The organism is Amycolatopsis samaneae, from assembly GCF_039541975.1.
Classification (GTDB): domain Bacteria; phylum Actinomycetota; class Actinomycetes; order Mycobacteriales; family Pseudonocardiaceae; genus Amycolatopsis; species Amycolatopsis samaneae.
Map to the genome: position 1 here is coordinate 1 of NZ_BAABHG010000023.1, position 23,873 is coordinate 23,873.

Annotated in this window: 18 protein-coding genes; 12 read left to right on the forward strand and 6 right to left on the reverse strand. The window is 70.7% G+C overall.

Going from position 1 to position 23,873, the window contains the following annotated elements; all coding sequences use genetic code 11:
* From ABD987_RS40570 to ABD987_RS40580, 3 genes are all read right to left on the reverse strand, one after another.
* Window positions 1-1,077 (reverse strand): ALF repeat-containing protein (locus ABD987_RS40570; protein WP_345407557.1); only part of this gene is annotated, 1,077 nt, incomplete at its 3' end.
* Window positions 1,078-1,260: 183 nt separating this feature from the next.
* A complete protein-coding gene (locus ABD987_RS40575) occupies window positions 1,261-3,156 on the reverse strand; it encodes a tachylectin-related carbohydrate-binding protein (protein ID WP_345407560.1) in 1,896 nt (631 codons plus the stop codon).
* 729 nt (window positions 3,157-3,885) lie between these two features.
* A complete protein-coding gene (locus tag ABD987_RS40580; RefSeq protein ID WP_345407563.1) occupies window positions 3,886-4,761 on the reverse strand; it encodes a universal stress protein in 876 nt (291 codons plus the stop codon).
* Between the two features lie 260 nt (window positions 4,762-5,021).
* Here ABD987_RS40580 and ABD987_RS40585 point away from each other — a divergent pair, with 260 nt between their 5' ends.
* Together ABD987_RS40585 and ABD987_RS40590 are read left to right on the forward strand one after the other, a co-directional pair.
* Window positions 5,022-5,633 carry a CBS domain-containing protein gene (locus ABD987_RS40585; protein ID WP_345407566.1) on the forward strand — a complete coding sequence of 204 codons (612 nt, stop codon included), beginning with the start codon at window positions 5,022-5,024 and terminating at the stop codon, window positions 5,631-5,633.
* A gap of 268 nt (window positions 5,634-5,901) precedes the next feature.
* Window positions 5,902-6,918, forward strand: a complete 1,017-nt coding sequence (locus tag ABD987_RS40590; protein WP_345407569.1) for a helix-turn-helix transcriptional regulator — start codon at window positions 5,902-5,904, stop codon at window positions 6,916-6,918.
* A 33-nt stretch (window positions 6,919-6,951) separates the two neighbouring features.
* On the opposite strand, the gene ABD987_RS40595 is transcribed toward ABD987_RS40590, so the two are convergent.
* Both ABD987_RS40595 and ABD987_RS40600 read right to left on the reverse strand, forming a co-directional pair.
* On the reverse strand, window positions 6,952-8,109 hold the full coding sequence (locus tag ABD987_RS40595; RefSeq protein WP_345407572.1) for a serine hydrolase domain-containing protein: 1,158 nt from the start codon (window positions 8,107-8,109) through the stop codon (window positions 6,952-6,954).
* Between the two features lie 75 nt (window positions 8,110-8,184).
* Complete coding sequence (locus ABD987_RS40600) at window positions 8,185-8,706, reverse strand: LuxR C-terminal-related transcriptional regulator (RefSeq protein WP_345407575.1); 522 nt, start codon at window positions 8,704-8,706, stop codon at window positions 8,185-8,187.
* 631 nt (window positions 8,707-9,337) lie between these two features.
* On the opposite strand from ABD987_RS40600, the gene ABD987_RS40605 reads away from it, so the two are divergent.
* From ABD987_RS40605 to ABD987_RS40625, 5 genes are all read left to right on the forward strand, one after another.
* Entirely contained in the window at window positions 9,338-10,105 is a 768-nt protein-coding gene (locus ABD987_RS40605) for a thioesterase II family protein (RefSeq protein WP_345407578.1), read from the forward strand.
* Window positions 10,106-10,123: 18 nt separating this feature from the next.
* Window positions 10,124-10,450, forward strand: a complete 327-nt coding sequence (locus ABD987_RS40610; protein WP_345407581.1) for an acyl carrier protein — start codon at window positions 10,124-10,126, stop codon at window positions 10,448-10,450.
* The gene (locus ABD987_RS40615) at window positions 10,450-12,777 is read left to right on the forward strand and encodes an amino acid adenylation domain-containing protein (protein WP_345407583.1); all 2,328 of its coding nucleotides are present in this window, start codon (window positions 10,450-10,452) and stop codon (window positions 12,775-12,777) included. The genes ABD987_RS40610 and ABD987_RS40615 overlap by 1 nt, the downstream gene beginning before the upstream one ends.
* Before the next feature lie 66 nt (window positions 12,778-12,843).
* Window positions 12,844-14,034 (forward strand): NAD(P)/FAD-dependent oxidoreductase, encoded by a 1,191-nt coding sequence (locus tag ABD987_RS40620; protein ID WP_345407585.1) that lies wholly within the window; start codon window positions 12,844-12,846, stop codon window positions 14,032-14,034.
* Window positions 14,035-14,066: 32 nt separating this feature from the next.
* Entirely contained in the window at window positions 14,067-15,215 is a 1,149-nt protein-coding gene (locus tag ABD987_RS40625; RefSeq protein WP_345407587.1) for an acyl-CoA dehydrogenase family protein, read from the forward strand.
* Between the two features lie 28 nt (window positions 15,216-15,243).
* On the opposite strand, the gene ABD987_RS40630 is transcribed toward ABD987_RS40625, so the two are convergent.
* Complete coding sequence (locus tag ABD987_RS40630; RefSeq protein WP_345407589.1) at window positions 15,244-16,779, reverse strand: MFS transporter; 1,536 nt, start codon at window positions 16,777-16,779, stop codon at window positions 15,244-15,246.
* Window positions 16,780-16,843: 64 nt separating this feature from the next.
* On the opposite strand from ABD987_RS40630, the gene ABD987_RS40635 reads away from it, so the two are divergent.
* From ABD987_RS40635 to ABD987_RS40655, 5 genes are all read left to right on the forward strand, one after another.
* The gene (locus ABD987_RS40635; RefSeq protein WP_345407591.1) at window positions 16,844-17,479 is read left to right on the forward strand and encodes a TetR family transcriptional regulator; all 636 of its coding nucleotides are present in this window, start codon (window positions 16,844-16,846) and stop codon (window positions 17,477-17,479) included.
* 109 nt (window positions 17,480-17,588) lie between these two features.
* Entirely contained in the window at window positions 17,589-18,200 is a 612-nt protein-coding gene (locus ABD987_RS40640) for an RNA polymerase sigma factor (protein WP_345407593.1), read from the forward strand.
* On the forward strand, window positions 18,193-19,386 hold the full coding sequence (locus ABD987_RS40645; RefSeq protein ID WP_345407594.1) for a CU044_5270 family protein: 1,194 nt from the start codon (window positions 18,193-18,195) through the stop codon (window positions 19,384-19,386). The genes ABD987_RS40640 and ABD987_RS40645 overlap by 8 nt, the downstream gene beginning before the upstream one ends.
* 72 nt (window positions 19,387-19,458) lie before the next feature.
* Entirely contained in the window at window positions 19,459-23,196 is a 3,738-nt protein-coding gene (locus ABD987_RS40650) for a S8 family serine peptidase (protein WP_345407596.1), read from the forward strand.
* A 75-nt stretch (window positions 23,197-23,271) separates the two neighbouring features.
* The gene (locus ABD987_RS40655; protein ID WP_345407598.1) at window positions 23,272-23,808 is read left to right on the forward strand and encodes a hypothetical protein; all 537 of its coding nucleotides are present in this window, start codon (window positions 23,272-23,274) and stop codon (window positions 23,806-23,808) included.
* Window positions 23,809-23,873: the final 65 nt, after the last annotated feature.

Consider the following 23,873-nt stretch of genomic DNA (forward strand, 5'->3'; position numbering starts at 1 on the left):
GTTCGGCCCGGTGGCCGCGGCCGCGGCGGCCTGGCGCGCGTTCGCGGCGGCCTTGCCCGCCATCGAGGCGGCCCAGGCGGCCTGCGCGGCGGCGTGGGACGCCTCCCGCGCGGCGTTGCTCGCCGCCGCGGCGGCGGCGATCGCCCGCTGTGCCGCGGCGACGGCGCGGGTGGCCGCGTCCGCCGCGCGGGAGGCCGCGCTCGCGGCCTGGGTGGCGGACTTCTGTGCCTCTTCGGTCTCCCTGGCCGCGGTCTGCGCCGCCACCTTCGCCGCGGCGGCGGCCGCGACGGCCTGATCCGAGGCCTCCTTCGCCTGCTGCGTCAGCACCGCCGAGCGGGCCTGCGAACTCTGCGCCAGATCGGCCAACTGCTTGACCGACATGGTTTCCTGGTCGCGCTGCACGACGACCTGGTAGCCGATCCGCAGGAACTCCCGCACGTCCTCGGCGCTGCCGGAGAGGACCCAGTTGGCGGCCTTCCTGACTTCGGGCCCGCCGTTGTTCAGCAGGCCCTGCACCGTGATCCGGTCGTCGTTGTCCTGTGCCCGCCGCCAGCCGTCGTTGAGAAAGGCCAGCTGCGCGTTCTCGTCACCGTTGAGCGCGGTGTTCGCCGCCGATCGCACCGCGGGCCCGGTCGCCGCCGACAGCAGCCGGGTGACCTGGATGCGCAGATCGTTCTTCCACGGTTGCTGCCAGCCGGTGGCCAGGAACGCGCGGACCACACCGATGTCGCCGTTCAACGCGGCGTTCGCGGCGTCGCGGGTCGCCGGCCCGCCGGAACCGAGCATGCGCTGCACGGTGACGCGGTCGTCGACCTCCTGCATCCTGGTCAGCCCGGTGGCCAGGAAGGTCTGCAGATCCTGATCCGTGCCGACCAGCGCGTCCTCGGCCGCACGGGCCACGAGCGGGGTACCGGTCTGCATGAGCGTGACGACGCGCTGCCGGTCCGTGGGCGGTGGCGGGTCCGCCGCGGAAGCGGGCGGGACGACGACCAGTCCCGCCGCCACCGCGATGCCCGTCGCCGCGGCGACGAACCCGCGTATCCGGCCCGGGGACGCCTGCTTCGATCTCGGTCTCATGAGTGGGAAGTCCTTTCTCGGGAACGGCACCAGGTCGGTCCGGCCACGACCCGGAGCCGGGCACGCCGAACTCCCGGCTCCGGTCGCGTCCGGTTCGTGAGCTCCCCCGGGACACCGCTTCGCGCCGCCCGGCCGGCGGCGCGAAGCGGGGGATATCCGGGAAACGCCGTCGCGATCGCGCGGCTAGTAGGTGAGCTTGCAGCTGTCGGGCTGGGCGGACACGTCGGTTTCGGTGTTCCAGCCGTTGCCGACGACCTTGCCCATGCCGTCGGGGGCGCCGGGCGCCCAGGTGTCGGTGTCGGGCAGATAGCGGTACCAGCGCAGGACCGGCTGGCCGTTCTGGAAGTCTCCCCGGCCGTAGAGGACGTCGCCGCCCGGCGAGAAGATCTGGCTGAAGTGCTGCCATCCGACGCCTACGGGCTTCTCACGCTGGAGCCACTGCCCGGTGGCGGCGTCGAACTGGAAGCGGCGCAGCGCCCCGCCCGCCTTCGGGTCGGCGACCCTGGCGTAGAGGACGCCGTCGCCCGCGGCGGTGATGGAGTCGTACTGGCCCCACCCGCTGTCGATCTTGGTGTGCGTCCACGCCCCGGTGGTGGGCTTGTAGGTGTGGAGGTAGAGATTGCCGTCGGCTTCGTCGGTGTAGATGTTGCCGTTGGCGTCCACGGTGATCCGGTTGCGGTAGGCGGGATCGAGCCAGCCGAGCCAGGGACGGTCGCTGATGACGTTGCCGCCGCTCCAGCTGCTGCCGTTCCAGACCCACCGGACGAGATCACCCTCGTGGTATCGGCTGTTCTTGTAGTTGATGGAGTAGACGACGTTGCCGGGAGCGGCCAGCATGCGCCCGGTCCACCCGCTGCCCACCGCGCCGGAGGACTGGTTCCAGGCGTAGGCGCCGCCCGCCGGGTCGTTGTGCCGGTAGCTCCACAGGCCGCCGTCGGTGCGGACCGACCACACCGGGGCCGGCGCGCAGGTGGCGATCGTGGGGGCGGTGGTCAGGCGGATCCAGGTGGCGAGATCGTCGACGCGGGTGTCGACCGTGCCGCCGGTCGTGGCGGTTTCCCCGAGACAACCGTGTCCGTGGGACTGGCTGGTGATCGCGGCGAGCTCGGTGCCGGTCCCGACGGTGCGCAACGCGGGCCCGCCGGCGTCTCCCCGGCAGGAATCGGCGGCGCCGGTCAGCGTCGCGGAGGTCGCGCCGACCGTGGCCACGGTCAGGCCGGTGTTGTGCGCCTGCGCGGGAACCCATTCGGTGGCCGTGCGGCCGTAGCCGACCGCGCTGAGCGCCTCGCCCGGCTGCGGGGGCTTCGTGGAGACCGGCTCCACGGGGATGTCGGTGATCGGCGCGGCGAGCTTGGCGAGCACCACGTCACGGTCGTTGCGCGGCACGAGGGCCACGATCGGCTGAGTGGCACCGGAGGCGAAGCTCGCGGTGGCGGGCACCTTGGGCGCCCCGGGTTTCAGCGCGCCGGGTGAGGCCGGGTCGTCGGCGAAACAGCCGGCCGCGGTGAGCACCCACCGGGCGGCGATCAGGGTGCCGCTGCAGGCCCGGCCGCCGTCGGACATGGGGTTGCCGATGCTGATCCTGGCCAGTGGGCTGGGCCCGTTGAGCCGGGCGGCCTTCGCGGTGCCGGCCGTGCTCGCCTTGAGTTCCAGCAGGGTCGCCGGATCCGGCCCCGAGCCCTGCCCGACACCGGTCCAGCCGTTGTGGTCGACCGGGACCGTCGAGGTGCTGCCCTTGACGTTGACGGTGGCGGTGACGTCGTGATCGTCGCCCTTGACCTGGTAGGCGTTGGGGACGCCGAGGGTCAGGTCGCCCGAGGAGCCGATGACCTTGAAACAGTAGTGGCCCGCGTCGGGATCGGTGTCGCCGGGCACGTTGCTGCTGCGTACTTCCACCAGTCCGGCCTGGCCGCACCCGGTGAACACGATGTGCCCGTCACCTTTGATCAGGGTGATACCGCGCTGGGCGTGGATTTGCGCGGCCCCGGGATAGGCGAATTCCTCCACGGCGGGTACCGGCGCGTCGTCGGCCGCCGCGGGCTGGACACCGACCAGGACGGCTCCGGCCGTGACAATCACGGCAGCGGCGAATGAATGATATCGGGTATGCATGCGTACTCCTTGACACAAGTACGGAAGTCCCCGCCGCCCCATACACGCCCCGAGCCAGGCGAAAAGGAAACCCCCCAAATAGCGCCTCCCCAGATGTGGAGGCCTCGTCAGCCTACGACAGGCATGTTCGCTGGTCAAAGCAGTTAGCCTGAACGGCCGCAGTGCTCGTCGCCAGGAGCACGCAATTCTTCGCTCGCCCCCACGTCAAGTCAATGGACGGGAATTCAAGCAGAACAAAAACACCGACGTCGGTGACCGGACGAGCAATGGCGTCTTTCCTTCGTTGATTGACTCATCGGTCATGCGAACGTCGCTTCCCTGTTATCTCGCGACGGTATCCGAGGACGAGCGTGACGCGGTGGTTGCCGGACAAGACCGGACTTGTCCGATTCATCACTTCCCGTGTCCACGGTGGGGGAATGCTCCGTTGCCGACACCTGTCGTGTGGACATCACGCGGTGCTCGACGAATGTCCATGGTCACCGGCTCCGCCGGGCCTGACCGGTCGGCGCTCGCCGGTCGTCCGCGGTCGGGCGGGATCGGTCAGTGCCCGGCGGGGACCACGTGAAGGACCTCCGGGTACTGCCGCGGCCCTTGACGGCCGAACGCGGCGAGCGGACCGCGAACGGCACGGTGAAGCGCTTCCGTCCATAGTGGACACGATGGCGGCGGCCCCTGGCCCCGGCCGCGCCGGGGTCAGTGCGCCACGAGTACCGGGCAGGCGGCGTGGTGGAGGAGGGCCTGGCTGGTGGAGCCGAGCAGGAGGCCGGTGAATCCGCCGCGGCCCCGGCTGCCGACGACGAGGAGCTGGGCCTTGTGGCTCCAGCCGAGCAGGGCGGTGCGGGGGTCGTCGTGGACGACGACGTGCTCGACCGTGAGGTCGGGGTGACGCCCGCGCCGTCCGGCGAGCCGTTCGGCCAGGACCGCGGTCTCGGTTTCGAGTGTGGGGGCCCAGTCGTAGTAGTCGGCGACCTCGCCGAAGACGCGGGTGGTCTGACCGGTGCCCCACGCGTGCACGGCGACGAGTGAGGTGCCGCGGGCGGCGGCTTCGGCGAAGGCGGTCTCGACGGCGTTTTCCGAGAGCGGGCTGCCGTCGACGCCGACGACCACGGGCAGGTCGCCAGGGGAGGTGTCGCCGCGTACGGAGACGACGGGGCAGTGCGCGTGCGCGGCCAGCGTGAGCGTGACTGAGCGGCCGAAGACGGAGGTGAGCCGGGTGTTCCCGGTCGCGCCGAGCACGACCATCCGCGCGCCGGCGGAAAGCGCGGTGAGCGCGGCTTCGGCGGAGTCGTCGGCCAGGTGGACGCGGAGGTCCGCGGTGGTGGACGTCGTGGCGAGATCGCGGGCTTGGCGCAGGATCCGGTGGCCGCGGTCGCGCAGCTCGCGGACCAGCCGTTCGGGCGGGGGAACGAGCTGGCCCCGGTAGAGCTCGGAGATGCCGAGTCCGTGTACGAGCAGGAGCGGGGCGCCGCGCTCCGCGGCGAGGCCGGCCGCCCAGGACACGGCCTGTGCCGCACCGGGTGTGCCGTCGACGCCGACGACGAGCGCGCCGCCGGCGGAGATGGTGGTCATGGTGTGCTCCCGTCTGCCGGGTGGTGCCGACGGTAGGCCGTCGCCAGGGCGCCCGTCGACGGCCGTTGGTCCCGGACATCGGGGACGTTGGGCCGCGGCGGGGCGCCGGCCGGTGTGGGTGGCCGTCCGCCGGACCCGGCCCGGAGAGTCCATTGTGGACCGGTAGGACGTAGGTCCCGGGCGGTGGTGACGAAGGGACGCGGCGCGGCTGGGCCCGGCCGGAATACCGTGGGTGGCAGGCCAGTCCAGGGAGGTGCCCGATGCGGGCTCGTGACGTGATGACCTCGCCGGTGCTCACCGTCGGTACGTCGGCGACGGCGAAGGAAGCGGCGGAAATCCTTTCGTCGCACGGTTTCACCGCGTTGCCGGTGACCGAGGAGGATCGCCTGGTCGGCATCGTGACCGAGGCCGACCTGATCCGGGACCGGGTGCCGCCGGATCCGCGCAACTGCCGTGGTGAGGACCCGCCGCACATCGATCCCGGCGCGACCGTGGGCGCGGTGATGAGCACGCCCGCGGTCGGGATGGCGCCGGGCGCCGACGTCGCGGACGTGAGCAGCGCCCTGGTCGAGTCCGGGTTCCGGGCCATGCCGATCGTCGACGGCGGGAGGGTGGTCGGCATCGTGACCCGCGGGGACATCGTGCGGGTGCTGGCCAGGGATGACGAGGCGATCCGGGTCGATGTCCGGCATCGCCTTGGCATCTACGGCGGTGCGGATCGCTGGACCGTGCGGGTGGACGACGGCGTCGTCCGGATCACCGACGCCTACGACGACGAGACCGACCGGCACGTGGCGGTCCTGCTGGCCCAGGCCGTGCCCGGCGTGGTGGCCGCGGAGGTGGCCTCCGACCACGAGGGGAGTACCCGATGAGCCGGCGCGGCTCGCGGCCGGCAGTGCCCGGCGCGGGCCGGGCGGTCAGTTTCCGAACGCTTTCCTCGATTGCCGAAACAATCGCCGCGCGATCTCGGTCGAATCGACGGCCGGTTCCGGCTTTCAACCGCCCGGAGTCTCCTCGGCCGTGCAGCCGTCCGGTTCCCCGCCGTGCGGGCGTTTCCCGCCGGGTGCTCGCGGAGCGGGCGCGATCACCGGTTCGGTGAATTCGGTTGTGGCGATGGCGGGAATGCGCGACGGTGGGTGGATGGGCGTTCGGGAGGGTGTGCGTGCGCTGCCCGCGTTGACGGGGGAAACCTCGGATCCGCGGGATCTGGCCGAGGCGGTGTCGCTGGCGCTGGGCCAGGTGGTGGCGCATGACGCGCTGCGGCTCGTGGGCAACAGCCCAGCCGGTGCCGGGCACACCGTGTTCAGTTTCTGGCACAATTTCGAGGACGACTTCGGGGACCAGTTCATGCGGAGGTACTTCTCCGGATACGATCCGTGCCCGCCGGCGGATCTCGCACGGCGGCCGGTGCCCGCGGGCCTGGTGGGTACCGGGCGCGGCGGGCGGGATCGGGAGATGCGCCGGTTGTTCGACGTCCACGGTGTCGGCGGTGAGCTGCGGGTGCTGTTGCGCGACGCGCACGGTGTCTGGGGGTCGCTGGCTTTGCTGCGTTCGGCGGGCGGCCGGGCCTTCGACCGGGCCGACGCCACGCGGGTGCTGGAGTGGACACCCGAGTTGATCGCGACGCTACGGCGGCACGTACTCAGCGGGCCGGTGCGGCCGGTCACCCCGGAGCCGGCACCGGGGGTGTTCGTCGTCGACCCGGCCGGCAAGGTCGTCGGCGCCACGTCGGCTGCCCGGTGGTGGGCGGAACGGCTGCGCGAACACCATCCGGCCAGCTGGGTGGAGGCCCTGGTCGTCGGCCTGGCCGAGCAGACCCGGCTGTCCGCGGCCGCACCGCCGGTGATGCACGGGCCGGCGGTGCGGTTCGGCCGGTGGATTTCGGCGGAGGGGCAACTACTCGACCAGGACGGCTCGGTGACCGTGCTGGTACGGGCGATCCCGCCCCGGCAGATGCTGGACTCGCTCGGCGGCTGGTACGGGATCACCGCCCGGGAGCGGCAGGTACTCGGGTGTCTCCTGGACGGGGCGGCGGCCAAACAGGTCGCGCGACGCCTGGACGTGTCGGTGCACACCGTGCACGATCACCTCAAGGCCGTCCACCACAAGCTCGGCGTCGCCAGCCGGGCGGAGTTGCTCGCCGTGCTGCACGCCTAGCCGACGCGGTCGCCGGGTTTCCCGGGAACGGGATCAGCGTGACAGCGCCTGGTACACCGCCGTCACGATGCTTTGGGCCCTGGCGTCCCCGAGGAGACCGCTGGTGCCGTCGCTCACCATGCGGTTCATGACGTAGGCGACGACCATCCCGGCGTCGAAGTCGACGACGGCGAGTGACCCGCCCGCGCCGCCCCAGAAACAGGTGCGTGGATTCGGCAGGATCGGGGTGTGCGCGTCGTTGAGGCCGTAGCCCACCCCGAACCGGACGGGCACCCCGAGCACCTTGTCGACACCGGTGGACTGCTCCTCGAAGACCGTCGAGCAGCCCTCCTCGGACAGCAGGCGTGTTCCGCCGGCCGAGCCACCGCAGGCGAGGACGGACAGGGTGAGCGCGACCGAACGCGCGTTGCCGTGCCCGTTGATCGACGGGGATTCCGCCGCCCGCCACGCCCGGGTCCTGGTCGCCGCGAGCAGCCCGCCCGCCGGCGGATTGGTGCCGACCCGCTTCTGGATCACCGGGTCTCCGCCGTCGGTGGCGGGGGGAGTGCCGAGCGCGCCGCTGATGACCAGTTCGGCGACTCGATCGTCTTCGGTGGCGGGAAGGCCGATGTGGAAGTCGGTGCCGAGGGGGTCGGTGACCTGCTCCCGGAGAAACGTCCCCAGGGACCCTCCCGTGACCCGCCGGACGACTTCACCGACGAGATAGCCCTGGGTTATGGCGTGATAGCCCGAGGAGGTACCGGGCTGCCACCAGGGAGCCTGCGCGGCCAGCAACGCGGTGCAGGTGTCCCAGTCGTAGAGATCCTCCAGCGCGAGCGGGGTGTCCCAGCCGGGGACGCCGGCGGTGTGGGAGAGCAGGTGACGGATCTCGACGCCTTCCTTGCCGCCAGCGGCGAACTCCGGCCAGTACTTCGCGACCGGGTCGTGCAGATCGATCTCCCCTCGGTCGAGGAGGATCAGCGCGCACAGACTGGTCAAGGTCTTGCTCGTGGACCACACATCGACGAGGGTGTCGCACTCCCAAGCCCGGGTGCGCGCCGCGTCGGCGTGGCCTCCCCAGAGGTCCACGACGAGTTCACCGCCGAGGGAGACCGCCACCGAGGCACCGAGATCCTTCGTGTCCAGCAGCCCCGCCAGTGTTTCCGAAACGTTGGCGAACCGGTCGTCACACACGCCCTGGACCCTGTTCATGATTCGTCCCCTTCTCCGGAACCACGGCGGCGGCCGCCTGCTCGGACGGAAAACCCGATCTTGGCAGATCTCGCGTCACGTCGTGGTCTGCCGGGCGGGTGTTCTCCGTGCGAAGGCGGTGAGTTCGGCATGGCCGCGTCGACCGAGCTTGCCGCCGATCGTGGAGAGATGGTTGCGGACGGTCTTCGGTGCCAGCATGAGGTGCCGGGCCAGGTCCGCGGTCGATCGGCCGTCCGCGAGCAGCCGCAGGATTTCCTCCTCCCGCGCGGTCAGCCCGCACCAGCTTCTTTCGAAAGCCGTGGTGAGCAGGCCCGGCCCGAAGAACACACCGCCGGCGGCGACCGAAAGCACCGCCCGCCGCACGGTCCCGGTGCAGACGCGCGCCTGGAGAAATCCTCGTGCCCCCGACCGGATCGCGGCCGGCAACGATTCGGTGTCCACCCAGGCCAGCACGGGAGCACCGGACGGCACGGCGGCGCGCTCGCGGAAGTCGACCGCGACCACGTCCGGCCGCTCACCGGGCCCGTCCACGATCGTGAAGCCCGCGTCCCGCAGGCGGGTTCGAAGGACGCCGGAGCCGGTCAGGATCGTGGTCATCGGACGCTCACGGCCTCGCCACCATTCCACTATCCGATGAGGAGACAGGTCGGTGTCCGAAAGCGATTCATGATTCCTCCGGTCGAGGTGGTGGCGGGCGGCGCGGCACGGTCGGGAACGGCACGGTCATGACCTTGCCGCCGTCAGGGGGTCGCCGGACATCCCCGAAACTCGGGGGTTGACGGCGCGCCCGGGCACGCGTGGTCGGCGCGTCGGTGCGGTTCACGCCTTTACCGGACAATCAAGGGCGTTGGCAGTCGGCGGCCGGAAATCGGGGCAGACGGATTCGCCGATATCTCCTACGGTTCGCGTGCTCGGATACCAATTGGCTCGATGTGCGAATTCCGTCAACTTCTGGCGACATCGACGCCGAGTTGGTCGGCGAAGCGGATCAAATGTCGAGGACGCTGCCGGCACTGTGGCCGCACGGCACCAGGTCATTTTTTACCTCGAAGTGTGCTCCCGGTTTCAGGATGCACGCTCGGTGCCCTGGCCGCTTCGGCAGGTGACGGTTCTTCGCATTTTCGGATAAGCGATCATCCTGACCGGCGACGGTATCATTTCGCCGATCGGAATTCCGGCCCGGGACAGTGGGCGATATTCACTCATTGCCGAAGAAGGGATCTATTCGATGAGGAGTTCGCTGGCGGAGCACTGGCTGCGCCGCTTCCGTGATGACGACGGGTGTGCGACGAAGCTGGTCTGTTTTCCCCACGCCGGTGCCGTGGCGGGGCAGTACCGCACCTGGCCGAGAGGACTGCCGCCGGACATCGCCGTCATGGCCGTCCGGTACCCGGGCCGGGAGGAGCGGTTCGACGATCCGTTCCCGGCCGGGCTGGAAGCCCTCGCGGAGGAAATCGCCGACGCGCTGGACGGACTGGCCCGGCAGCGGATGGTGCTGTTCGGTCACTGTTTCGGGGCCACGGTGGCGCATGAGGTGGCGCTGCGCCTGCAGGACCGGGGGTATCCGCCGGCCGCCCTGTGCGTGTCCGGGACACAGCCGCCGCACGCGCTGCCCGCGGGCCGGGTGGTCCCCAGCACGGACGAGGACGTCATCGCCCATGTCGTGAGCCTGGACGCGAGCCGTGCCGCGGCCTTCGAGGATCCCGACCTGAGGGAGGCCGTGCTCCCGGCGGTCCGCGGCGACTACCGGTTGGTGGGGGGCTATTCCGGTGGTGCGCGGCCGCCGCTCGCCTGCCCGATCCACGCGTACGCCGGTGCCGACGATTCCGAAGTCACCCCGGAGGAAATGCGGGGCTGGGCGGACATGACGCACGGCGCCTTCCGGCTCCGGGTGCTGCCCGGCGGGCATTTCTACCTCAAACCCGAGGAGGCCACCCTGCTCGCGGACCTGCGTGACGTACTGGAGCTCGTCGGATCCGGCACGACGACCGCCTGATGTGGAGCTGCGAAACCAATGGGAGAGATACAGATCATGGCAAACGTGACAGGCACGCCTCGTGCCGACGCCCGGGTTCCGGACCAATCTCGTCTCCTCGATCTCGTCCGTTCGGCTTGGCGAGACACTCTCGGCTACGACGCGCCCGACGACGACACGAGCTTTTTCGAGGCGGGCGGCGACTCTTTCGTACTCGTTTCCCTCATCGGGAAGATCGCGAAATCCTCCGGTCTCACGCTCAAGTCCGTTGACGTCCTCCGGGCCCCCACGATACGCAAACAGGCCGCTTTGCTCGGCCGGCTCATGGAAGGTCCTCGCGAGGACGTCCCGGGCGGGGCGGGCTGATGGGAACACCGGAAAGCCAGGAAACCCACGCGGTCGAACTGTGGGCGGACCGGCTGGCGAAGGTACCGACGGCGGTGGAGATACCGTCGGACAAGCGCCTGCCACGGCACGCCGCCACGCGTGGTGGCCGGCGCCCCGTCGAACTGTTCGCCGAAACCGCGACGGCGATACGCGGGCGGGCGCGAACCTGGAACGTGCCGCCCTCCTCCGTGCTCTTCGCGGCGTTCGGCCTCACACTGGCGAGATTGACCGGTGCGCGCACCCTGCTGATCGGCGTCGGCGAGCCCGGCGACCCCGTTCCGGTCCGGGTCGACGTCGACGACGACCTGACGCCGGAAGCATTCGTTCGCGGCGTACACGAATCGCTGACCTGGAGCCTTGGCCGGGGAGATTTCCCGCTCGACCAGGTGGTCGCGCGGCTGGGCGTCCAGCGGTCCGGCCGGAGGCATCCGCTCGTCCAGGTGCTCTTCCGGATTCCCGGCCACCTCGGCCAGGAGACGGTCGGTGCCGAACCCCCAGCGAGCCGGATCGAGGAAGCCGGCACCGTCAAGCCCCGGTTCGACATCGCCGTGCGGCTGGATGACGCCGGTGAGTCGTTCACCGGTCACCTCGACTACGCCGCGGACCTGTGGGAGGGCGGTGACGCGGAGAGGTTCGTCCTGGACTGGTCGGCCGCCGTGGAACAGCTCGCCGGGGCCACGGTGGCCGGTGACGCGGGCGTGACACTGGCGGATATCCGGTGCGTCTCCGCCCATTCGCGGAAGATCCTCGAAGCCGTCAACGACACCAGTCGTGTCTTCCCCGAATCGTCCGTGGACGAACTGTTCCGCGAGGCGGCGAGCCGATGGCCCGCCGCGCCGGCCGTGCGCGACGCGGAGTCGGCGCTGACGTATGCCGAACTGGCCGCCGCCGTGGCCGAACAGGCCCGCCTGCTGCGGGCGGCCGGTGTCGCAGAAGGCGACACGGTACTGATCAGTGTGCCGCGGTCGGTGGCCGAGGTGGTGGCCGTGCTGGGCACCCTCTGGGCGGGCGCCGCGTATTTCGGAGCCGATCTGACGCAGCCCGCGTCCCACACCGCGAGGATACTGGCCAAGGCATCGCCGTCCGCCGCGATCGTGGCCGACGACGTGGCAGGCCGGCTCGCGCCCCATGACGTGCCGCTGGTCGGCTTCTGGCACCAGGGCTGGGAAAGCGGCGGAGAACTCGTACCTCCCGCCCGGCCCGACACCGATCGCCGGGCGTACATCGCCTTCACCTCGGGCTCGACCGGTGCGCCCAAGGGGGTGTCCATACCGCACCGGGGCGTGATCCGGCTGGTCCACGACAGCGGGTATCTGGCACTGGGCCCGGGAGAGCGCTCTCTTCGGCTGGCGTCCCTCGCGTTCGACGCGTCCACACTGGAGCTTTGGGGCACCCTGCTGACGGGTGCGACACTGGAGATCTGCCCACCGGAATCGCTGCTCCCGACCGAGGTGGGTGCCTTTCTGGAGGAACGCCGGATCACCGTCGCGTTTCTCACCGCGGGCCTTTTCGGGCTCGTGCGGGAATTCGCGGGCGCGTCGCTTGCCGGACTGCGTCACCTCATGACCGGTGGGGACGTGGTGCCCGCCGAGCACGTCAAGAAGGCGCTGGAAGAAAACCCGGGGCTCGTGATCACGAACTGCTACGGGCCCACCGAGAACACTGTCGTCACGACGTCCTACTCGGTTCGTGATCCCGCGAGCGTCGACGGGCCGGTGCCGATCGGCGCGCCTGTCCCGGGCACCCGGGTGTACGTCCTGGACGAACGGGGGAGGCTGCTGATGCCCGGTGCCGTCGGAGAACTGTACGCGGCCGGAGACGGCCTCGCCTCGGGCTACGTCGAGGACGAGGCGGAGACCGACCGGGTGTTCGGCTTTTTCTCCCCGGACGTTCCGGAACGGCTGTACCGCACCGGCGATCTGGTCCGCATCGACGGTGACGGGCAGCTCCGCTTTCTGGGCCGGGCGGACGACCAGGTCAAGCTCCGCGGCTTCCGCATCGAGCCGCACGCGATCAGCGAGTCGTTGCGTGCCCAGGAGGGAGTCGAGGAGTCGTTCGTGACGGTCACGGACGGCGACAGCACCGACAAGCGGCTCATCGCCGCGGTCCGGCTGACGCCCGGAACGGCGATCACCCCCGCCGACCTGCGAGACCGCCTGCGGGACGAACTGCCGTCGTACATGGTCCCCGGTCTCTGGGCGGTCGTGGACCAGCTGCCTGTCACGACGACCGGGAAGATCGACCGGCGCCGGCTCGGAGCCATCGCCAGGCCCGCCGGCTCCTTCGCGAAGCGGCAGGGCCAGTAGGCAGTTCCCGCCATTCCCCGTTCCCTCGCCGAGCCACCGCTCGCCGACGTTCGTTGTGAGGCACGCATGTACGACGCCATCGTGGTGGGGGCGCGCTGCGCCGGCGCGCCCACCGCCCTGTTGCTGGCCCGCGCGGGCCACCGGGTGCTCCTGCTCGACAAATCGGCGTACGGCTCCGACACCCTTTCCACACATCTCGTCCACCAGCCCGGGGTCGCGGCACTCGCCCGCTGGGGAGTGCTGGACCACGTCCGCGCCTCGGGCTGCCCGCCGCTGGACCGGACCCGCTACGAGGTCGCCGACATCCGCATCGACGGGTACGCCGGGGGAGTGGCGGGCCAGCGGGCGAAGTTCGCTCCCCGGCGCCGTGTCCTGGACGCGCTGCTGGTGGACGCGGCCGTCGGGGCGGGCGCCGAGTTTCGCGAGCGCTGCCGGGTGACCGGCCTGCGGTGGGACGGGACGGGCCGGGTGGTCGGTGTCGAGGGCAGGCACGGGGACCGGACCTTCACCGAAAGCGCGCGTCTGGTGATCGGCGCGGACGGCAAGCGCTCCACCGTCGCCCGGCTGGTGGCGGCACCGGACGAAGTCCGGGACCCGCTCAGGACCTGCGCCTACCACACGTATTGGCAGGACGTGCCCGCCGACGGCGTGGAGTTGTACGAGCGACCCGGCGGCTGTGTGGCCGCCGTGCGCACCAACGACGAGACGACGCTGGTGCAGACCTACTTCCCGCAGTCCCGTTTCGACGAGGTTCGCGCCGACGCGCGCCGTGCCTACGAAGAACAGATCCGCGTCACCGCGCCCGCGCTGTACGAGCGCCTGCGGGACGGCGCGCCCGTGGAACGCCTGTACGGCACCGGCGACCAGCAGAACTTCTTCCGGCAGGCGGCAGGACCCGGCTGGGTGCTCGTCGGCGATGCCGGGCACCACAAGGATTCCATCACCGCACGCGGTATCAGCGACGCGTTCCAGCAGGCGGAAAGCCTGGTGGGCGAGATGGGAAACGCGCTCGGCGGCGATCCCGCGCGACTCGACGCCGCACTGGCACGTTTCGCCGAGGATCGGGACGCGACACTCGCCCCTGGCTACCAGGCCACGCTCAACGTCGCCCGGCTGGCCCCTCCGCACGAGCAGCGGCTCGCCCTGCTGCGCGCCGTGCAGTCCGATCCCGAACTCGTCGCGACCTACCTCGACATGGTGGCCGGAATCGTGTCGGCGGACGCCCTCTACACCCCTAAACTGTTCGCCCTCCTCTGACAATTGACTCACGTGAAGCCATCGGAGTGAAAATGGTAGCCTTCACCGCCGAACACCACGATCTGCGGAAGCTGGTCCGGGATTTCGCCGAGAAGGAAATCGGGCCGTACGCGGACGAATGGGAGGCGAACGGGATCTTCCCCGCGCACGAGCTGTTCCCGAAAATGGCCGAACTCGGGCTGCTCGGCCTGGAGTACGACACGGCGTACGGCGGTCAGGGCGCGGATCACCTCTGCACGGTGATCCTGCACGAAGAACTCGGCAGGGTCGGCCCCGCCGGGGTGGCCATGGGCATCGGTATCCAGACGGACATGGCGACCCCGTCGCTGCACCATTTCGGCAGCGAGGAACTCAAGCAGCGGTACCTGGTCCCGGCGATCAACGGCGAGGCGGTCTGCTCGGTCGCGGTGACCGAGCCCGACACGGGCTCCGACGTGACCGCGCTGCGCACCCGCGCGGTGCGTGACGGCGACGACTGGGTGATCAACGGCGCGAAGCTCTACATCACCAACGGCACCCAGGCGGACTGGATCTGCCTGCTGGCCCGCACCGCCGACAAGCCGGGCTACGGCGGCCTTTCGCAGCTCGTCGTCCCGACGGACACACCGGGCGTCCGGGTCCAGCGCAAGCTCGACAAGCTCGGCATGCGCTCCTCCGACACCGCCGAGCTGACGTTCACCGACGCGCGGGTCCCGGTGAGCAACACGATCGGCGAGGTCGGCCTGGGCTTCTACCAGCAGATGAGCCAGTTCCAGAACGAACGCCTCGCGCTGAGCTACGCCGCGGTCGGCGGCATGGAGACGGCCCTCACCCGGACCGCGGAATACCTGAAGACACGCCAGGTCTTCGGCAAGCCCCTGATCGACAACCAGCACCTGAACTTCACCCTGGCCGGGCTGAGCGCGCGAGTGGACATGCTGCGGCACTACAACTACGCGGCCGCGGAGGCCTACATCCGCGGCGAGGACGTGAACCGGTTCGCGACCGTCGGAAAGCTGGAGGCCGGCCGGCTGGCACGCGAGATCGCCGCGACGTGCCTGCAGTTCCACGGAGCCGTGGGATACATGGAGGAGATGTGGACCGCCCGGTACTTCCGGGACAGCCCGGTGTGGTCGATCGGCGGCGGCGCCGACGAGGTCATGCTGTACGTTCTGTCGCGTTTGGACGGATACCACGCGTAGGAAGCAAGACCCGCGGAGAAGCTCCGTGTCATCGTCGCGGCGGGCTCGCCTTGCCGTCCGCCGCGCTGTCCGGGGCCGGGTGAGGGCGCCGGACCAGCGGCAGCAGGATCGCGGCGGCGGCGGTGAGCACCCACCCGGCGCAGGCGATCACGCCGATGGTCGTGTAGCCGCTGTCGGCGGGGAAGCTTTCCCCGGGCGCGATGTGCGCCTGAAGTATGGTCGCCCCCAACGCTCCGCCGGCGGAGTAGCCCACGGTGCGCAGGATCTGGTTGAAGCTCATCGCGCTGCTGGTCTCCTGTGCCGGCACGGCGCGCATGAGGTATCCGGGCATCACCGCGAAGACGCTGCCGGTCCCGGCACCGGCGACGGCCATCACCACCATGATTTCCCCGATGTTGTCGCGGGCCAGGCTGAACAGGACCATGCTGCCGAGCATCATGGCCGCGGACAGCGGCAGGACTGCCTCGTAGGAGGTACGCCGCACCAGCCACGGCACCACCCGGGTGGTCAGGTAGCTGGTCGCGGAGAACGGGACCAGCGCCAGACCGGCGACGACGACGGTGCCGCCCAGTCCGTATCCGGTGCTGCCCGGCGTCTGCACGAACGTGGTCACCGGCGAGATCAGCAGGTACATCCCGACGGCGGCGAGCAAGGTGGTCACACTCGCCGTCAGCACGGCGCGCGCACCCAGCAGCCGCAGGGCCACGAGCGGATGGGCCACCCGCAGCTCCCACCACACCCAGAGGGCGAGCACCACCGCGGCCGCGACCAGGATCCCGAGCACCGGCCCCGATCCCCAGCCCCACTGCCCGCCCTTGCTGAGCGCCAGCAACAGACCGGCCAGGCCGGCGCCGAGCAGCGCGCCGCCGACGATGTCGAGCCGCTCCTGGTGGCGCCGCGCCGACGCCGGGACGACGCGCCACGAGACGAGCAACGCGGCCGCGGCGACCGCCGCCCCGAACCAGTAGGCCAGGTGCAGACCACCGGCCTTCGCGAGCAGCCCGGTGACCGGGTAGCCCAGGCCCACGCCCACCGCGGTGGTGGTCGAGAGCATCGCGACCCCCGCCCGCATGCGCTCCGGCGGCAGGGCCTCGCGGGCGGTCGCGATGGCCAGGGGTGTCAGCCCGAGCCCCAAACCCTGCAGGCCGCGTCCGGCCAGGAACGGGCCGAATCCGACCGGCAGCGCCGCCAGTACTCCGCCCAGCATCATCGCGACCAGCGAGAGCAGGAAGACCTGCCGTCGGCGGGGCCCGTCTCCCAGGCGGCCCATCACCGGGGCGGCGACCGACGCCACCAGCAGCGTGATCGTCAACGACCACTGGGCGTCGGTGAGTGACACGTGGTTTTCCGAAGCGATGGTCGGGATCAACGGCGCGCCCAGGCTGCTGACGATCGCCACCACCAGGCACGCGAGCGTCAGCCCCGGCAGCAGCGCCCGTGACGCAGGGGGGATGCCGGGTTTCCGCTCGTCCGCTTCCCCGTTCGCGGGCCTGTTTTTCCTTGTCCCGTCCGTGCGTGTCGAAGCCGAGCCCATGACCGTCGCCCCCATCCTCGTGTCATCCACGGAAGTGATACTACGCTTCAATTGAGACTGAGTGTCAAAAAGATTCGCGTGTCACAATGAGCGAGTGAGCCTGCGGGAGCGGAAGAAGGAGCGCACGCGCGCCGAGCTACAGCGTCATGCCCTGCGGCTGTTCCGCGACCAGGGGTACGCCGAGACGACGGTGGACGACATCGCGGCGGCCGCCGAGGTCAGCCGCAGCACCTTCTTCCGGTACTTCGGCACCAAGGAGGACGTGCTCCTCTTCGATACCGTGGACCCGGTGATGTGCCGCATGATGGCCGTCGTGCCCGAGGGGACTCCGCTGCTCCAGGCCGTGCGCGGCGTGCTGCGGGACTCGTTCGCCTCCCTCGACGAGGAAGCCCGCGACCTCGAAGAGGTCCGCATGGGGCTGGCCAGGACGGTGCCCGCCATCGCGGCGATCCTGCGCGAGCGCAACGCCTTCGGCATCGAGCAGTACGCCGAGGCGATCGGGTCCGCGACGGGCCGGGAGCCCGACGACTCCGATGTGCTGCTGTTCAGCGCCATCCTGATGGGCGTCCGCCACGCCGTCCGGGCGCGCATGGCCGCCGGGCGCGCCGAGCGCTACGTCGACGAGCTGGACGCCATGCTCGGGCGTCTCACCGCCGGCGTCCCGCTGGCCGGTGAGCCGGTCCGTGCTCCGGGGAGGACCGCCTCCCCGCCCAGGCGACGGAGCCGATAGCCGCGGTTGCCACCAGGCATAACCTGGTCCGGTGCACAGGTCCGGACCAGGTGTGCGGGGCTCCGGGCCGCGTCGTGAACACTTCCGGCGGCTCGGGCGAATATCCACTGTGACCAGGGCTGAGCGGTACGCCGCGGCAAGCGAGGTGGACGGTGATGATCGACCGGACCTGTGCGGGGACGACCTCCGGTCGGTCTTCCAGAGCCTGTTCGACAACCATGCCCGGGACGTGCGCCGGTACCTGGCCAGCCGCGCCGGGCCGGAGGTAGCCGACGATCTGCTCGGTGACACGTTCCTGATCGCGTTGCAGCGCCGGGCCAGCTACGACCCGGCACGGGCCGGTGCCCGCGCCTGGTTGTTCGGCATCGCCACCAACCTGCTGCGCCGGCATGTCAGGGCCGAAACCCGGTACCTGCGGATGACCGCCCACGAGGACGGCACCCAGGTCACCCACGGTCATGCCGACCGGGTGGCCGACCGGGTCGACGCTCAGGTCAGGGTCCGGGAACTGGCCGCCGCGCTGGCCGAGCTCGCCCCGGGGGACCGGGACGTGTTGCTGCTGACCAGCTGGGGAGAGCTGGATGCCAGTGAAATCGGTGCGGTACTCGACATTCCCGCGGGCACTGTTCGTTCCCGGCTGCACCGGGTCAGGCGGCTGCTCCGAGCCCGAGCCACACCCAAGGCCCGACACCGCCCGGAAGGAGGGCGCACCGATGACTGAGGACAACGTCCGTCGCTTGTGGACGAACGACGAACTGGACGAGGCACTGAACCTGCTGCGCGCCGAGGAAACCACCGACCAGCGGCCGCTGACCGCCGCCAACAACGCCCTGCTGGACGCGGTACGGTCCATCGAGGGAACGAACACTGGTGTGCCCGAAACCGCCCCACTGATCGAGTTCAGGGGAAAGCCCGCGTCCCCCGTCGGACGGCGCTGGTGGATCGGTGCCGCCGCCGTGGCGGTCATCGCCGTCTGCGCCACCGCGGCGATCAGCGGAGCCGGCCGTGATGCCCCTTCGGCCCCGACGCCGGTAGCCGCGCCGGGGGTGAGATTCGTGTCGGTGCGGCAGGCACTGGACACCGCCGCCGACCGGATCCATGTCACCGGTGAGACTCCCCTCCCCGCGGGTGGGTTCCGCTATGTCGCGACCCGCACCTGGCGCCTGTGGAACGACAGCAGGATCCCGGCCGCCTTCTCCGGCGAACAGCTGACCCAGACCTGGCAGCCCAGTGACTTCGCCGGGCAATGGCTGCTCAGGACCGCGCCCACCGGGAACCGGAAATGGCTCATCGGCAACGAGAAGACGCTCAAGTCCTACACCGAGCAGATCGAACGTCACGATGTCGACCTCAAGGAATACTGGCCGAGTGGTGAATGGCGTGCCGACGGCGGAAAGTTCCCCGCCAAGGCCATGGCCGTCGTCGGCCGGTCCGACGACGAATGGGGCGCACCCACCCCACGGCGGCTGGACGAGCTGCCGCGTGACCCGCAGCAGCTGTACGACCTGATGGCGGCCGACTTCTCGGTCGTGCACAAACCCAAGCTCGGCGGGGTACTGGACATCGCCGCACAGCTGCTCAAGACCGGTACCGTACCGGCCGACCTCAAGGAGTCGCTCTACCGCGCGGTGGCCAGGATCCCCGGCCTCAAGGTGACCGAGCAGGTGGCGAACCTCGACGGCCGCACCGGCGTCGCGCTGGGCGTGGACCCCGTCGACGGCACCTTCCGGATGGAAATCATCGTCGACCCGGCTACCGGCGAGTTCATCGGGGAACGCCGGACCCAGCTCAAGCCGGAGGAAAACGACTTCACGGTGGCGGGCATCAAACCCGGCACCGTGACCGTCTCCAGTTCGGTGCGGACCGCCGTCGCCGGCGAACTGGGAGTCGTCCCGCCAGGACGCTGACCTGCCGGCCCGTATCCACCCGAACATCCCGATGATCCGGAAACCCCGGTATCACCTCACGAGGGAGTACTGATGAGATCACGGAGACGATCGACCGCCGTCACGCTGGCCACGGCCTGCGCGGCGGCGACCTTGGTGGCCGTGCCCGGCCAAGCGGGCGCCGCCGACGCGCCGGGCACACCGGCAGCGGCCGGGGACGGCGCCGGTCACCAGGTCACGTTGGTCACCGGTGACCGGGTCAGCGCGCGCAGGGACGCGCGTGGCCACTGGTCAGTGGCCATACAGGAGGATGCCCGCTCCGGGCACACGCCGTACGTCCAGTTCGGTGCTCGCCACGGGGACACCACCGATTCGTATCTGGTCCCGGTCTCGGCCCTTCCGCTCGTCGAAGCGGGCCGGCTCGACCGGGAACTGTTCAACATCACCGGGTTGATCCGCCAGGGCTACGACGACGCCGGCACCGACACGCTGCCGCTGCTGGCCGAGTACTCCGACGGCGCGGCCACCCGCTCGGCGGCGCCTCTCGGCGCGCGGCGCGGCCGCAGCTTCGGCGAACTGGGCTACACCGAACTCGGTGAGTCCAAAAAGGACGCCAAGGGGTTCTGGGCCGGGCTGAGCGCGGGCGGACCGGCCGCGCTCTCCGGCGGGCCGAGCAAGATCTGGCTCAACGCCCGCGTGCGCGCTTCGCTGGACCAGAGCGTGCCGCAGATCGGCGCGCCGGCGGCCTGGCAGGCCGGGTACACCGGCAAGGACGTCACGGTGGCCATCCTGGACACCGGAGTGGACGCCGGACACCCCGACCTGGCCGGGAAGGTCGCGCAGAGCAAGGACTTCAGCGGCAAGGGGAGCGTGGTCGACGGCCACGGGCACGGCACGCACGTCGCCTCCACCATCACCGGCTCGGGTGCGGCCTTGGGCGGCAAGTACAAGGGAGTCGCCCCGGACGCCAAGCTGGCCATCGGCAAGGTGCTGAACGACGGTGGCTCGGGCCGTGCGTCCGACATCATGGCCGGCATGGAGTGGGCCGCGCGCGAGGCCAAGGCGAAGGTCGTCAACCTGAGCCTGGGCAGCTATCCCACCGACGGCACCGATCCCAGTTCGCAGGTGGTCAACAAGCTGAGCCGCCAGTACGGCACGCTGTTCGTGATCGCGGCGGGCAACTCCGGCCAGGACGAGGGGGTGAGTTCCCCGGCCACGGCCGACGCGGCGCTGGCGGTGGGCAGTGTGACCAAGTCCGACGCGCTGTCCCCGTTCTCCGACCGCGGCCCGCGCGTCGGCGACGGCGCGGTGAAGCCGGAGATCGGCGCCCCTGGCAGCGACATCGTGGCCGCGCGCGCCAAGGGGACCACTATCGGCAAACCGGTGGGCGAGTACTACACCACGCTCTCCGGTACCTCGATGGCCACCCCGCACACCGCGGGCGCCGCGGCCATCCTCGCGCAGCAGCACCCGGACTGGACCGGCGAGCAACTCAAGTCCGGGTTGGTCGGCACGGCCAAGGAACTACCGGGTGTCGGGGTGACCGCGCTCGGCGGTGGCCGGCTCGACGTGGCCACCGCGGTGACCCAGGCCGTGCGGTCCGAGCCCGCGACGGTGAACACCGTCGTACGGTGGTCCGGCAAGCCGGACAAGCGCACGGTCACCTACACCAACCCCGGCGCCACCCCGGTCACGTTGGGCCTTGCCTTCGGCCTGGCGGACAAGCAGGGGCAGCCGCCCGCCGCGAACCTGGCGAAGATCTCGGCGAACTCGGTCACCGTGCCCGCGGGCGGTAAGTCCACTGTGGACATCACGTTCACCTCGAGGTCCGGCAAGCCCGGCACCTACCAGGGTCTCCTGCTGGCGAGCACCGCGGACGGTAAGACGCGGGTGCGCACCCCGATCGGGGTGCAGGACGAGCCGGAGCTGTACGACCTGTCGGTGAAGACGCTGGGCAGGGACGGCAAGGCACCCGGCGCGCAGGACAACCAGACCTCCGTCGCCGTCAACGTCCACACCGGACAGAGCTTCTTCGGTTACGCCGGGAAGTCGATGCGGGTGCCGCCGGGGGAGTACACCCTGAGCGCGGGACTCACGACCGGCAGGCCGGACGCTCCGGTGGAAGTCACCGCGTTCGCCAACCCGGACGTCAAGGTGACCCGTGATACGACGGTGTCCTTCGACGCCCGCCAGGCCAAGCCGGTGGCGGTCCGCACGGACCAGACGGGGGCCCTCGACGGTGGACTGAACGCCCGGCTGGAAACCCGCCCCGAGGGGCCGCACGAGCCGGTGACGCTCGGATTGGCCGCGGGCGCACAGTTCCAGCGACTCTACGCGTATTCCACGCCGGGGGTGAGCTCGAAGTACTTCCGCTTCACCAATGACGTGCAGCTCTATCAGCCGTGGCTGGAACTCACCGCGGAAGGGGAACAGCCGCTGGCGGTGGACGCGGGTTTCACGCGGTTCTCCGACATCGTCCCGCCCTCCACCCAGCGCCTGGGCACCGTCTACGGCGGTGCCGGCACGCCGACCGATCTGTCCAAGGTGGACGCCAAGGGCAAGCTGGTGGTGCTGGACTTCCCGGACGGCATCCTCGTCACCGAGGCAGGCAAGCGCATCGACAACGTGAAGGCGGCCGGCGGGCGCCTCGCGGCCTTCCGCCTCGTCGAAGCCGGCGCCTCGGCCAGGCTGCTCGGCGCCGCGGCCGACACCTGGTCGCTGCCGACCCTGCAGGTGAACGGATACACCGCCGACCGCTACGTGGCACTGGCCAAGGCCGGCGGGCTGACCTCTTCGCTGACCATGCGGGACCGCAGCGACTACCAGTACGACCTGTACTACCCGTCGGCGGGCGGCATCCCCGCCAACCTGGTCCACGAGGCCAGGGCCGCGGACGTGGCCGCGGTGACCATGGCCTACCACGGCTACGCCAAGGAGTTTCCCCCGATGGTGTCCGCGCTCGTGGTGGGTCCGGAAGGGGCGGTCAACCGGGGCGGGATGAGTGCCGCGCCCCAGTCCGAGCAACGGCGCTACTTCACCCCGGGCGACTGGCGGCTCGAGGTGCAGGGCACCGAGTTCACCGACACCACCGTCGCTCCCGGCGGCACCCTCGTCGACGGGCCGCGCACCCTGGCGGCGGGCAGGTCCTCCCGCATCGACTGGAACGCCGCGGTCATCGGCCCCGCCTTCACCGGCACCACCGGGTCGGGTCGTCCGTGGGTGGCGCAGAACAAGGACTACGCGCTCGACGTCACGTTGCCGGTGTTCTCCGACGCGGCCGGGCACAGCAGCGGCACGGACTACCTCTACGGACTGGACCGGGGCACCACCGCGGCCTATCTGGACGGTCAGCTGCTCGGTACCCAGAACTCGCCGGGACGCGGTGTTTTCCAGGGCCCGGCGCGGTTCGGTACGTACCGGATCACCACGGAGGTGAGCAGGGACAAGCCCTGGTGGCCCACCTCCACGAAGTTCAGTGGTGAGTGGACGGTCGCGTCGGCCCGGTTGCCGGACGCTCCGCTGGGCATGCTCGCGGTCGGGTTCGCCCCGCCCGCGGACCTGCGCAACATCGTGCCGGGCGGAAAGGAGATCAGCTTCCCGGTGACGGTGACCCGGCAGGACTCGCCGCCGAAGGTCACCGCGCTTTCGGTGGAGATCTCCTACGACGACGATGCCACCTGGCAACCGGTCGAGCTGACCCCGGACGGTCCGAAGTGGACGGCCAAGGTCCGCCACCCGGCGAGCGGGTTCGCCTCGTTGCGGGCCAAGGCCACCGATGACAAGGGCAACGCGGTGAGCCAGACCATCACCCGCGCCTACCAGATCGGCTGAGTGATGCGGGGGCTCGCCCGCCGCGCGAGCCCCCGCATCCGCCCGCCGACCGCGCCGGGCGCGACAATCACTGTCATGCCCGACGAGAACAACGCCCGGCCGCCTTCCGCGTACCAGCTGCGCACCGTGCCCGCCTACCGTCTGATCACGCTGCGAGATCAGGACAACGACGCGGGCGTCGGCGCCAGGGACGCCATCGAGCGCGCCGGTACCACGATCGTCGCTTCGACCGGTTACGAGCTCTACATCAGCTGCGCCCAGGACCTCCTGCCCGTCCTCGTCCGCGTCGAAATCCGGGAGGACTACCCGGCCGGGGAAAACGCCGACGCGAGCTCGCTGCGGCTCACTCTCGAATGCCCGAGTGGCCGGCTCGTCCTGGGCTCACCCACCGGCGAGGCCATCGGCATCGACCTGACGACGGGCCCCGGCGTCTACCGCGTCCTGGTCACCCACCACGGACGCCTCGAAGCGGAACGCCGGCGAGAACAACTCCTCACCCGCTTGGCCGAGAACCCCGGCCTCGACCTCCGTGCCGCGGCCGAGGAGCACTCCGGTCTCGAGCGCTACACCGTCGCCCTGTGGCGCACCGGCGATCTGCGCGACGAAGCCTGAGGACACCGGGCGAGCCGACGACACCGACGCTGGGGGCGTACTCGCCCTGCTCTCGCGGTTTCGGA